Annotated in this window: 10 protein-coding genes; 3 read left to right on the forward strand and 7 right to left on the reverse strand. The window is 71.3% G+C overall.

Translation table 11 applies throughout. The annotated features are described in order from the left end of the window. Positions 1-82: 82 nt before the first annotated feature. Positions 83-2,086, reverse strand: coding sequence for a cytochrome c oxidase subunit I (gene ctaD, locus AB0K07_RS11280; protein ID WP_363753448.1), 2,004 nt, complete (start codon positions 2,084-2,086; stop codon positions 83-85). A 323-nt stretch (positions 2,087-2,409) separates the two neighbouring features. Here ctaD and AB0K07_RS11285 point away from each other — a divergent pair, with 323 nt between their 5' ends. Together AB0K07_RS11285 and AB0K07_RS11290 are read left to right on the forward strand one after the other, a co-directional pair. Then, complete coding sequence (locus AB0K07_RS11285) at positions 2,410-3,450, forward strand: glycosyltransferase family 4 protein (protein WP_363753450.1); 1,041 nt, start codon at positions 2,410-2,412, stop codon at positions 3,448-3,450. A 662-nt stretch (positions 3,451-4,112) separates the two neighbouring features. After that, positions 4,113-5,303: a low temperature requirement protein A gene (locus AB0K07_RS11290; RefSeq protein ID WP_363754289.1), complete on the forward strand. Its 1,191-nt coding sequence runs from the start codon at positions 4,113-4,115 to the stop codon at positions 5,301-5,303. Positions 5,304-5,372: 69 nt separating this feature from the next. Here the strand turns inward: AB0K07_RS11290 and AB0K07_RS11295 are convergent, their stop codons facing one another. From AB0K07_RS11295 to AB0K07_RS11315, 5 genes are all read right to left on the reverse strand, one after another. Next, positions 5,373-6,386, reverse strand: a complete 1,014-nt coding sequence (locus tag AB0K07_RS11295; protein ID WP_363753452.1) for an ATP-binding protein — start codon at positions 6,384-6,386, stop codon at positions 5,373-5,375. Beyond that, positions 6,379-7,077: a response regulator transcription factor gene (locus AB0K07_RS11300; protein ID WP_363753454.1), complete on the reverse strand. Its 699-nt coding sequence runs from the start codon at positions 7,075-7,077 to the stop codon at positions 6,379-6,381. The genes AB0K07_RS11295 and AB0K07_RS11300 overlap by 8 nt, the downstream gene beginning before the upstream one ends. Before the next feature lie 160 nt (positions 7,078-7,237). After that, positions 7,238-7,930 carry a class I SAM-dependent methyltransferase gene (locus AB0K07_RS11305; RefSeq protein ID WP_363753456.1) on the reverse strand — a complete coding sequence of 231 codons (693 nt, stop codon included), beginning with the start codon at positions 7,928-7,930 and terminating at the stop codon, positions 7,238-7,240. Beyond that, the gene (locus AB0K07_RS11310) at positions 7,927-8,661 is read right to left on the reverse strand and encodes a DUF2064 domain-containing protein (protein ID WP_363754292.1); all 735 of its coding nucleotides are present in this window, start codon (positions 8,659-8,661) and stop codon (positions 7,927-7,929) included. Before AB0K07_RS11310 ends, AB0K07_RS11305 begins: the two co-directional genes overlap by 4 nt. Then, on the reverse strand, positions 8,661-9,365 hold the full coding sequence (locus AB0K07_RS11315) for a glycosyltransferase family 2 protein (protein ID WP_363753459.1): 705 nt from the start codon (positions 9,363-9,365) through the stop codon (positions 8,661-8,663). The genes AB0K07_RS11310 and AB0K07_RS11315 overlap by 1 nt, the downstream gene beginning before the upstream one ends. A 145-nt stretch (positions 9,366-9,510) precedes the next feature. Between AB0K07_RS11315 and AB0K07_RS11320 the strand changes: the two genes are divergently transcribed. Then, a complete protein-coding gene (locus AB0K07_RS11320) occupies positions 9,511-10,914 on the forward strand; it encodes a hypothetical protein (protein WP_363753462.1) in 1,404 nt (467 codons plus the stop codon). Positions 10,915-10,929: 15 nt separating this feature from the next. On the opposite strand, the gene AB0K07_RS11325 is transcribed toward AB0K07_RS11320, so the two are convergent. After that, a complete protein-coding gene (locus AB0K07_RS11325; RefSeq protein WP_363753465.1) occupies positions 10,930-11,991 on the reverse strand; it encodes an NAD-dependent epimerase/dehydratase family protein in 1,062 nt (353 codons plus the stop codon). Positions 11,992-12,161: the final 170 nt, after the last annotated feature.

The following is a 12,161-nucleotide window of genomic DNA, read 5'->3' on the forward strand; positions in this document are numbered from 1 at the left end:
CAGGGTCCGGGCGGTCATGGCGGTGCGGCGGCGTCTCATGTGGACAGGGTGTCGTGGCGCGACCGAGCAACGCTCATTGCCGCTACGAGCGGTCGCTGTCGTCGCCGGCCTCGCCCGGATGCCGCCACTGCGACGGCGCCTGCGGGCCGCGCTGGGAGTCCAGCGGGTCCTCGTCGGCCTCGTCCGTCTGCGCGAAGCTGGGCCGGCGAACGTCCTCCGGTGCCGGCACGTCGACCGGGCGGGCGCCGGATTGCGGCGCTGGCCGGTAGCCCGTGACCTCCTCCGTGCCGTGGGCGCCTTCGGCGCTCGGAGACTCCCCGCGGTGCGGCTCGCGATGCAGCTCCTCGTGCAGCTGCTGCGGCGGCGTGGCGGCGCGTTGCGGCAGGTCTCGGCCCAGGTCGGACACCAGGGGTCCGTATTTGGCGTCGAAGGCGGGGCGTTCGGAGCGGATGCGGGGCATCCGGTCGAAGTTGCGCAGCGGGGGCGGGCAGGTGGTGGCCCATTCCAGTGAGTTGCCGTATCCCCACGGGTCGTCCACGGAGACGGCGGAGCCGAACCGCCAGGACTTCCAGACGTTGTAGATGAAGAACAGGGTGGAGACGCCGAGGACGAACGAGCCGAGGGTGGAGACCGTGTGCAGGGTGGTGAACCCGTCAGTCGGCAGGTAGTCGGCGTAGCGGCGGGGCATGCCGTCGTTGCCCAGCCAGTGGTGCACGAGGAAGGTGGTATGGAAGCCGACGAACATGGTCCAGAAGTGGACCTTGCCGAGGCGCTCGTCGAGCAGCCGGCCGGTCATCTTGGGAAACCAGAAGTACACCCCGGCGAACGCGGCGAAGACGATGGTGCCGAAGAGCACGTAGTGGAAGTGCCCCACCACGAAGTAGCTGTCGTGGGTGTGGAAGTCGACCGGCGGGCTGGCCAACAGAACACCGGTCAGGCCGCCGAACAGGAACGTGACCAGGAACCCGACGGCGAACAGCATCGGCGTCTCGAAGGTGAGCTGACCCTTCCACATGGTGCCGATCCAGTTGAAGAACTTCACCCCGGTTGGTACGGCGATGATGAAGGTCATGATCGAGAAGAAGGGCAGCAGCACCTGCCCGGTGGCGAACATGTGGTGCGCCCAGACGTTCAGCGAGTAGAAGAAGATCGCCCACAGGGCGAGGACCATGCCCTTGTAGCCGAACAGCGGTTTACGCGAGAAAACCGGGAGGATCTCACTGATGATGCCGAAGAACGGCAGCGCCACGATGTACACCTCTGGATGGCCGAAGTACCAGAACAGGTGCTGGTACAGCATCGGTCCGCCGTTGCTCGGGTCGTAGACGTGGCTGTTCAGGAGGCGGTCGGACAGCAGGCCGAGAAGCGCGGCGGACAGCAGGGGGAACACCACGATCGCCATCAGCGCGGTGATGAACATGGCCCAGGTGAACAGCGGCATCCGCCACATCGTCATCCCGGGCGCGCGCAGCGTCAGCACCGTGGTGATCAGGTTGACCGACCCGAGAATCGTGCCGACGCCGGAGAGCACCAGGCCGATGATCCAGGCGTTCGCGCCCACGCCCGGGGTGTGTGCGGAGTGACTGAGCGGGGCGTACGCGGTCCAGCCAAAGTCCGCGGCCCCGCCCGGGCTGGCGAACGAGCCCAGCACGATCAGCCCGCCGAGAAGGTAGAGCCAGTAGGCGAGGGCATTGAGCCGGGGAAACGAGACGTCTGGCGCGCCGATCTGCAGCGGCACCAGGTAGTTCCCGAAGGCGAACGCCAGCGGGGTGGCGAACAGGAACATCATGATCGTGCCGTGCGAGGTGAACAACTGGTTGTACTGCTCTGAGGACAGGAACTGCAACCCGGGCCGGGCCAGTTCCGCGCGCATGAGTAGCGCCTCGATGCCCGCGGCGATGAAGAAGAAGAACGACGTGCTCAGATAGAGCAGGCCGATCTGCTTGGCGTCGGTCGTGGCGAGCAGCCGTAGCAGCGTGTTGCCCGGCACCGGTGGACGAAGCGGGCCGGGATAGCCGCCGAACCCCGCCGGGGCCAGGATCGCCGGCTGGCGGTCCTGGGGCTCCGCGCTCGCCCGCTTCGGCATGAGCTACTCCCAGAACAATTCTTTCGCGAAACAGTCATCCAGACCTTCGCACGGCGAGCCGGACAAAGTATGCGGGTTGGGCAAAAGGGGCGGCCCGGTAACAGGTTGGGCGCTTTCCTCCCGGCGGCCCCCGAGCCCCGCGTGAGGCATACGACCGACCGCGTGAGGGGGACCTGGCGCCCGTGTAACCCCGGCGGGTTTGGGAAGGCCCCGCCAGACCTGGCACCGGCGGGTCGTCCGGCCCGCCGCGCATGGTTGCTGCCGGGTCGACGAACGTGCGACCGGCGGGAGGTGCGCGGATGGCGCGCAGGAACACGAGGAAAATGGACGACGACCGTCGGCTGTTGCGAATTGCGATGGTGGTGCCTCCGTGGTATGAGATCCCGCCGCCGGGCTACGGCGGTGTAGAGCAGGTGGTCGCCGGGCTGGTGGACGCCCTCGTCGATCGGGGGCACGACATAACCCTCTTCGGCGCCGGCTCGGAGACCGGCACCCAGGCCCGACTCGCGGCTACCGTCGGCGAGGTGCAGGTGGAGCGACTGGGCGAGCTCCTGCCGGAGGTAGCCCACATCGCCCGGGTCAACCGGATGATCGACGCCGGCGGGTTCGACATCGTCCACGACCACACCGTGGTCGGGCCGCTCACGGCCGAGCGGCGGAGCGTCCCCACGGTGCTGACGGTGCACGGTAGCCCTCTCGACGAGTACGGCGACGTGCTGCGCTCGCTCGGCTCCGGCGTTCGGCTGGTCGCGATCTCCGATGCCCAACGCCGCTTGGCCCCCGACCTCCCCTGGTACGGCACCGTGCATAACGGTATGGACATCGACGATCTGACCGGCCGGCCGCGGGGGGACGGAGGGCCGGTCCTGTGGCTAGCCCGATTCAGCGCCGAGAAGGCGCCGGAGCTGGCAATCGAGGCGTGTCGGGCGGCCGGGTTGCCCCTGGTGCTGGCCGGCAAGTGCGTCGAGCCGTTCGAGCAGGAGTACTTCCGTGCGGTGGTCGAGCCGGTGCTCGGCCCGGACGTGGACGTGATCCTCAACCCGGACCGGGCGGCGACCGAACGGCTCCTGCTGTCCGCCCGGTGCCTGATCATGCCCATCCAGTGGGAGGAGCCATTCGGGATGGTGGTGATCGAGGCGATGGCCGCCGGCACGCCGGTGGTCACGTTGAAACGGGGAGCGATGCGTGAACTGGTGCGGGACGGCGTCACGGGCTTCGTCCGGGACGACCCCAGCGATCTGCCGCAGGCCCTACACGACGCCGCCCGCCTCAATGGGCGGGCCTGCCGCGAGCACGTCACCAGGAATTTCTCGAACGAGCGGATGGCCGAAGGATACGAACTGGTCTACGCGGACCATCGATGAGGCGCGGTCGGGACGGATGAGGGAAACCCCTGGTCGGGCGCAGGGAGGCAAGACCACCATGGGACTCCGCTCGCTGACGGACTCCCGCGGCATCGAGCGGGCGAGGTAGGACCGCAGATCGGAGGCCTCGGCGACGATCCTGGCGTGGGAAGCCCTTGCCGGGCCGCGGCGGGCGGGACCGACGAGGATCCAGCCCCACGAGGGCGCCCAGACGCGGAAGCGGCACGGGCAGGCCGCTGACTCATCCGGCGACCAGGACGATCTGCGCGAACCGGTCCGTGGTGGCGAGTTCCCGGTACTCGCCGCCGGTGTATTGCAGCACGGTGGGCGAGCGCCCGCGTCGCACGACCACGCAGGATCCGTTGTGGCGGTTGCCGGGGGAGTTGACAGGTGGGCCGCGAGAGCGGGCAACCCGGCCCGTGGTGCCGCGTCCGGTAGTCGTTGCCCGCGGTGTCAGCCCTGCGCGGAACGCGCATAGCACATCGGTCAGCTGGCCATTGCCGCAATGGGAGAGGCAAGGTGCTGGGCGCCTTATCGGCCGTCAGGCCCTTCAGTCATCGGGGCTGCGTCTTATCCGTGGGCGGCGCGGCGACGTGGTACGACTGCTTCAGCGACAAGCCGATGAAGCGGGCGGGCCGGTGACGACGAACAGAGTGGCCAAGATGCTGCGCAGGCGTGAGAGTCCGCAGCGGCCCACCTTCCTGGAACTGTTCTTCGATCTCGTGTACGTCTTCGCGCTCACCCGGATCGTGCACGAGTTGGTGCTGGACTACACCAGGGGTCACGTCGCCGGGACGCTGAGCACTTCGCTTTCGGAAAACGGTGAGACTCTGCTGCTGCTCCTGGCCGTCTGGTGGATCTGGACCCAGACGGCATGGATGACCAGCAGATTCGATCCGTTCCAGCCGGCGACCCAGTTCGTTGTCCTCGCGACGATGCTCGGGAGCCTGTTCCTGGCGGTCGCGATATCCGGGGCTCTCGCGGAGACTGGCCTGCTCTTCGCGGGCACGTACGTCGCGATCCAGGTGGGCCGCACCCTCTTCTTCGCACTCGTCGTGCGGGGTCACGATCTGCGCCGCGTCAACATGCTGGCGCTCGTCTGGTTCGGCGCGTCGGCCGTGCCGTGGCTCGCCGGAGCTTTCGCACCTGAGCTGACGCGCAATTCGCTCTGGACGTTGGCCCTGGCGATCGACTACCTGGGGGGCAGACTCGGCTGGCCGGTACCGCGGCTGGGTCGCTCGCGGGTGTCCCCGTGGGCCGTCGCGGGCGAGCACCTGGCCGAACGCTACTGGCAGCTCGTCATCGTCGCGCTTGGTGAGACGATCCTGACCACCGGATCGAGTCTGCTACGCGGTCCGATCGTGGCTGAACGAACATTGGCCCTCACATTGTCGTTCCTCACCACGGTGTTGCTGTGGCGGATCTACTTCTACCGAGCCGGCCAGATCCTGGGCGAGGCCGTCGCGGCATCCGCCGACCCCGGCCGGCTCGGTCGGTTGGCCGAGTTTTCCCATCTGCTCATGGTGGTTGGCATCCTCGGCACCTCAGCCGGTTCCGAACTCGTCCTCTTGGATCCGTCCGGACAGGCCAAACCCGCCTGGGTCGGCGCCATCCTCGGCGGGCCCGCGCTGTACCTGGCCGGGCGCTCAGTCTTCGAGTACGTGGCATTCGCCCGCGTGTCCCGGCCACGGCCGATCGGGATCCTCGTCCTCGCGGCCATGGCGCCGGTGATGGTGGGCCTGCCTCCACTCGGGGTCGCTGCAGCAGCTGCCGCCGTCCTGCTCGGCGTCGCCGTCTCGGACACGATCCGAGCCCACGGACGCCCACTAGAGCAGGCCTCGCCGCCACGCTGACGCGTACCCGTTACCTCACCAATCATCGTCGATCTAGGGCAAATTCGTGTGACGTTCAGCAGCCAGCGGTCATGCTGTGCGCAACCGGACGACGAACCGGCATCCCTCGATCGTGTTGTGCACGTCGACCTTGCCACCGTGCGCCTCGACCAGCCCGTGCACGATCGCCAGGCCGAGTCCGCCGGCGCCGCCAGGGCTCTGCCCGGGGGAGCGAGCCGGCTCGCCGCGGAATGCCACGTCGAATAGCCGGGGCAGGTCGCTGGGGGAAATCCCGCCGCAGGTGTCGGCCACGGACAGCCACGCGTCATCCCGGTCATGGCCCGCCTCGATCCGTACGGTGCCGTCGTGCGGTGTGTAGCGCACTGCGTTGAGCAGCAGGTTGGCCACCACCCGCGCCAGTTCCGGCTCACTGGCCACCACGGTGGGCCAGCCGGCTTCGGGGGCGACCAGACGGATGCGACGGGCGTCCGCGAGCGGCGCGGCGGCAGCCAGCGCGTCCGACACCACGTCCCTGAGGGGTACCGCTGCCAGCGACAGCCGGAGCGCCCCCGCGTTGATCCGGGAGAGCTCGAACAGGTCATCGACGAGTCTCGTCATCCGGTCGGTCTCCACGCCGATCCGCCGGTGATACTCGGCGACCGTCACCGGGTCCCGTACCACCTGGTCCTCCAGCGCCTCCGCCATCGCCCGGAGGCCGGCAAGTGGCGTACGCAGGTCGTGGGACACCCAGGCGACGAGATCACGGCGACCCTTCTCCAGGTGCCGTTCCCGGGCGCGGGCCTGGTCCGCCCAGACCGCCGCGCGCGCCAGCCGATGCCCGAAATGCCCGCCGATGCCGAGGCTGACGACGGCGGCCGCGGCGACCGTGATCAGCACGACCTCGAGGTCGTGCCGGGACAGGAACATCGCCTTGGCGACGGCGGCGACGCCGCCCACGACAGCGAGCACGGTGACGGTGAGTAGTACGCACAGGTGCACGGTGATCGAGCTGCGGCGCAGTAGCCGTAGCAGCAGCCCTCCGGCGAGGCCGACGACGAGTGCCGCGCCGAGGGCGAGCGCGAAGATCAGCACAAGATCACGCATCGGTCGGCTCGTACCGGTAGCCGACGCCCCAGACCGTCACGATCCGCCGCGGGTTGGACGGGTCGCTCTCGATTTTTTCCCGCAGCCGTCGGACGTGCACGGTGACGGTCGACTGGTCGCCGAAGTTCCAGCCCCACACCTGCTCCAGCAGGTCGGCGCGGGCGAAAGCCTGCCTCGGGTGCCGCATCAGATGCGCGAGCAGGTCGAACTCGCGCAGCGTCAGGGACAGCTCCGTCGCACCCGACTGCGCCACCCGGGGACCGGTCCGCACCACCAGATCGCCGTCGGTCAACACCTCCGACGGGTGCTCGGAGCGCGGCACACCGCCGGTGCGACGCAGCACCGAGCGCACCCGAAGCACGAGTTCGCGCGGCGAGAACGGCTTGGTGAGGTAGTCGTCGGCGCCGAGTTCCAGGCCGAGGACCCGGTCGGTCTCGTCGCTACGCGCGGTCAGCATGATGATCGGTACGCCTTCCGGGCCGGACCGCAGCTCGCGGCAGACCTCCAGACCACTCACCTTCGGCAGCATCAGGTCGAGGACGACCAGATGCGGCGCCCGACGAGCGATGGCGGTGAGCGCGGCGGCCCCGTCACCCACGTGGCTGACCTCGTAGCCCGCGTGTTCGAGATAGCGGCAGACCACGTCGCTGACGGTCCGGTCGTCATCGACCACGAGCACCTGTTGCGTCATTGGCCGCTCCCAGATGCTCCCGGCCGCCTGCTGGTGTCCATCGCGGCCCAGCGTAATCAGCGGTTGGGGCGATGCCGACCGGCGAAGTCCTTGCGAGATGGTTACGGCTGGGCCCACCCCCGTCGGCGGGGTGCTCTCCGGGCCCGACGAAGCGAGCGGCTCAGCGGTGCGTCGTCGGCGGGGACGGCGACACGGTGAGCTCGGCGAACCAGCGCCCGCCGTGCTCGACGATCTCCCGCACGGACAGGCCGGCCCGGGAGGCGACGTGCTGGGCGGCCCCGGTGTCTAGTCGGGCCCAGCGGAACGCCGGGCCGAGGACCGAACGGCCCGCACGATGTGGTGCGGCGATTCGGGCGAGCCCCTGCCACAGCCCGGAGCCCGGCGGATCGAGTTCGACCAGCACCGTGCCGGCCGGGTCGAGCAGGGCGCGGCAGCGGCGGAGCAGCGCGACCGGGTCACCGCCGATACCGACGTTCCCGTCGAGCAGGACGGCATGGGCCCATCGGCCCTCACCGGGCAGCGGGTCGAACAGGTCGCGGTGGATGGCCACGGCTCCTCGGGCCCGTGTGCTGGCGACCGCGTAGGCGCAGACGTCGACCCCGACCGCGGTGATCCCGGCGCGGGCGAGCGCCAGCGTGAACCGGCCCGGGCCGCACCCGAGATCGAGCGTCGGGCCGGTGCAGCGGGCCAACACCTCGGCTGTCGCCGGTTCGGCCGGCCCGCGCCAGCGACGGACCGGCAGCCGGCTGCGTGCGCCGTCCCCGTACACGAGCCAGTGGTCGTCCGTGTCCCGGGCGCGCAGCGCGGAGGTGAAACCGCCGCCGTTCGCGGAGACGGTGGAGATGGAACTCATCGCAGCCCGCCGGAGACCAGGGTGCGGTGGACCGCCGCGACCTGCCGCGCGAAGCGACCCCCGCCGATCGCTGCGGCCACCGCCACCGCATCGGGCCACTCGTCCACGTCGCGCAGCACCGGCAGCGGCACGGGCCGCACGCCTCGTCGCACCAGCGCGGCCCGGGTACGCCGGCCGGTGTCAGGCGTGGACATCGGCACGGTCCGGAGCACGGACGCGTGTCGGGGGTCGCGTAGCCCCAACGCCCACCAACCGCCGTCGGCAGCCTCGGCCAGGACCGCCTCCACGCTGGCGAGCCGGCGCACGGCGGCGGCCAGCCGATGTGCCGTGACCTGTGGGGTGTCCATGCCGATCTGGAGCACCGGTCGACCCGGAAAGGCCACTGCCACGTCCGCGTGGGCGTTGGCCAGTCGCTCTCCCAACCCGGTCCCGCGCTGCGGGAGCACCGTCCAACCGGCGGTCGCCGCGGTCAGCCCGGCGCCGTCCTCGCCGTCGGCCAGCCGGCCCGCGCACGCGAGCACCGGGGTCACCCCGGGGGTGGCGCGGACCGCGTCCAGGGTGTCCCGCAGCGCTGCGGCGGCGATCCGGGCCGCCTGCAGCGGAGTCGTGGGCGGGCAGAGTCGGGTCTTGACCGCACCCGGCACCGGCGCCTTGGCCACCACCAGCAGAACCGCGCTCGTGCCGTCCGAACTGCCGCCGGGGGGCGCGGTGCCGGGAGCGCCGGCGGAGATCAACGGTTCACGCCCACGGTGCGCAGCACGGCCGCGAAGTCGCGGGTGGCGCGCAACGTGCCGCGTACCGAGCCGGAGACCTTCGACCGGGTGCCGGCGGCGCGGGCCGCGTACGTCACGTCGATCTCGCGGATGCGCCAGCCGGCGGCGGCCGCTCGGATCAGCAGTTCCAGCGGGTAGCCGAACGCCCGATCGGCGACGCCCAGGGCGAGTAGCCCCTCGCGGCGGCCCACCCGGATCGGGCTCAGGTCGCGCAGGGGTACGCCCTGGTGCCGGAGCAGCGCCGCGACCAGGGCCGTACCGGCCCGCGCGTGCCACGGCCACACTCCGGCAGAGACGGGCCGGCGGCGACCGACCGCGAGGTCCGCCGTTCCGGTAGCGACCGGCGCGACCAGGGCGGGCAGTTCGGTCGGGTCGAAGGAGCCGTCGGCGTCGAGCACACAGACCAGCTCCGTCCCGGCGGCCTCTAGCCCGGTGTGAACGGCGGCGCCATAGCCCCGGCGAGGTTCGTGTACCACCTGTGCGCCGTGCTGGGTGGCGACCTCCGGCGAACCGTCCCGGGACCCGTTGTCCACCACGATCGCCCGGTAGCCGGGCGGTAGCGCGGCGAGCACCCGGGGGAGTGCGGCGGCCTCGTCCAGGCACGGCAACACGACGTCGATCGGGGTCGGCGCGGCAGCGTCGCGGTCGAACTGAGTCGGCATATCGGCGACGCTAGAACCTTCGCGGACCGGCCGGGACCGGAAAGTGATTACCGAACCCTTACTGCCGGAGCGGTTCTTACCGAACGGTGACGACCTCGTGATTCGGCTGCCGACGGGCCGGTTGTGGCCGTACCGTCCGATCGTCATGGACCGCGGTTCCGCTCTCGCCCCCGCCCCCGAACGGGCTCCCCTCCGCCGCCGACCCGCCGACCTCGTGCTGCTGGGCGTCGAGGCGGCGCTGCTCGTCGCCGCGGTGCTCATCGGCCTGCTGCTCAACCGGCGTGAGGTGGGCCTGCACGCCGACGCGGCTCCGCTGTACGCGACCTGGCAGCCGCACATCGGCTTGGGCACCCCGATCGCGGTGCTGGTCGCCGCCGGTGTGATCGGAGCGGGACCGCGCTGGGCCAGGACGGCCCGGTGGGGCGTCCTGCTGGCCGTGGCCTGGCTCGGCGCGGTCGCCTGGACGCTGTCGCTCGCCCTGGTGGACGGCTGGTCGGACGGCCTGACCCGCAGGCTGACCGCGCAGGCGGAATACCTGCACGAGGTGCCTCGGGTCACCGACATTCCATCGGCGCTGGTCAGCTTCAGTGCCCGGATCCTCGACTTCCAGCCGGAGGCCTGGTCCACCCACACCGCCGGCCACCCGCCCGGCGCGCTGCTGCTCTTCGTCTGGCTCGACCGGGTGGGTCTGGGTGGCGGTACGGCCGCCGGACTGGCCTGCGTCCTCGTCGGGGCGACGGTGGCCGTGTCGGTACCCGTGACGTTGCGCGCGCTCGGCGCCGCCGACGCCGCGCGGGCCGTCGTGCCGTTCCTGGTGCTGCTGCCGGGTGCGGTCTGGATCGGCGCCTCCGCGGACGGGATCTTCGCCGGGGTGGTCGCGGCAGGCTTGGCTCTGCTGGCGGCACGGGGACCGCTCGCGGCGGCGGCCGGCGGCCTGCTGCTCGGTTTCGCGCTCTATCTGTCGTACGGGTTCGTGCTGGTCGGGCTGCTCGCGCTGGCCGTGATCGCGCTGCGACCGGCGCGCCGAATGGGCGCACTGTTCGCCGCGCTCGCCGGGGTTGCCGCGGTGGTGCTCGCGTTCACGGCCGCCGGCTTCCACTGGTGGGTGGGGTACCGGCTGGTGGTGGAGCGCTACTACCAGGGCTGGGCGGCCGACCGCCCGTACGCCTACTGGGTCTGGGCGAATCTCGCGGCGCTGCTGCTGTCGACCGGCCCGGTGCTCGGGCCGGCGTTACGCCGGGCGGTGCTCGCCGCCGTCGCCGCGGTGCGCGCCCGACTGGGCCCCGGGCATCGCGATCCGCGGGACCTCGCCACGGCGGCACGCGCGGCCAGTCCAGCGGCGCTGCTTCCGCTGGTCGCCGCGCTGACCGTCGTCGGCGCGGATCTGTCCGGGCTCAGCAAGGCCGAGGTCGAGCGGATCTGGCTGCCGTTCGCGGTCTGGCTGCTGGTGGCCGCGGCTCTGCTGCCGGAGAAGACCCGTCGCTGGTGGTTGATAGGGCAGGCGGCGACCGCACTGGCGGTCAACCACCTGCTGTGGACCGTCTCGTGACCCGGCCTCGGCGGATCACCCGCTCAGGATGGCCGGCTCACGCAGCGGATCGGTGGCGAACGCGGTGATCCCCTCGGTGAAGCGCACCCGCGCGCTGTAGCCCAGCAACTCAGCCGCCCGCTGCGGGTCGGCCGTCACGTGCCGCACGTCGGCCGCGCGGGCGCCCCCGACCACCACGGGCGCCGGCCCGTCCATCGCCGAGGCGAGCGCCGTGGCCAGCTCGCCGACGGTGTGCGGCTCGCCGGAGCAGATGTTCACCGGCACCAGAGCATCGGGGGCCGGGGTCGCGAGGGCGAGCACGTTCGCCCGGGCCACGTCGGTGACGTGGACGAAGTCGCGCCGCTGCCGGCCGTCCTCGAGCACCCGGGGTGGCAGCCCGGTGGCCAGCGCGGAGCGGAAGATCGAAGCCACACCGGCGTACGGTGTGTCCCGCGGCATCCGGGGGCCGTAGACGTTGTGGTAGCGCAGCGCCCAGACGTCGCCGCCGATCTGCCGGGCCCACGCCGTGGCCAGATGTTCCTGCGCCAGCTTGCTGGCCGCGTACGTGCTGCGTGGCTCCAGCGGCGCGTCCTCGGGCACCAGCAGCGGGGTGAGTGTCTCGGCGCAGCGCGGACAGGTCGGGTCGTACCGACCGTCCGCGACATCCGCGGCCCGGCGGGGCGCGGGGCGAACGACCCCGTGCTCGGCGCAGGCGTACCGACCCTCGCCGTACACCACCATGGAGCTGGCCAGGACCAGCCGGTGCACCCCGCTCCGGTACATCGCGGCGAGCAGCACGGCGGTGCCGAGGTCGTTGTGGCTGACATAGTCGGGGCCGTCGGACGGGTCGAGACCGTGCCCGACCATGGCCGCCTGGTGGCAGACCGCGTCCACGCCGGTCAGCAGCCGTTCCAGGAGCGCCGCGTCGCGTACGTCGCCGCGTACCACGTCGTGCCGGACGGACCAGTCGGGCAGTTCTCCCCGGTGCGCCTGCGGCAGCAGCGCGTCCAGCGCGACCACCTCGTGGCTCTCGGCCGCGAGCAGATCCGCGACCTGCGATCCGATGAACCCGGCCGCGCCGGTGACGAGTACGCGCATCCTGGTCACGCTAGGCCAACCGGTGCCCCGGGCGGGGTGCTTCCGGCCGCACGTCAGGACTCCGTAACAACCGGGTGTCCGGGTCACGCTCCCCGCGTCGGAGCATCCCAGCCGGTAAGTGTTCCGTAAGGCGCGATTACGACCGGGTGGCGGCTGCATCTTCTAGCCTG

Origin of the sequence: Micromonospora sp. NPDC049301 (assembly GCF_040678715.1) — a bacterium.
GTDB lineage: Bacteria > Actinomycetota > Actinomycetes > Mycobacteriales > Micromonosporaceae > Micromonospora.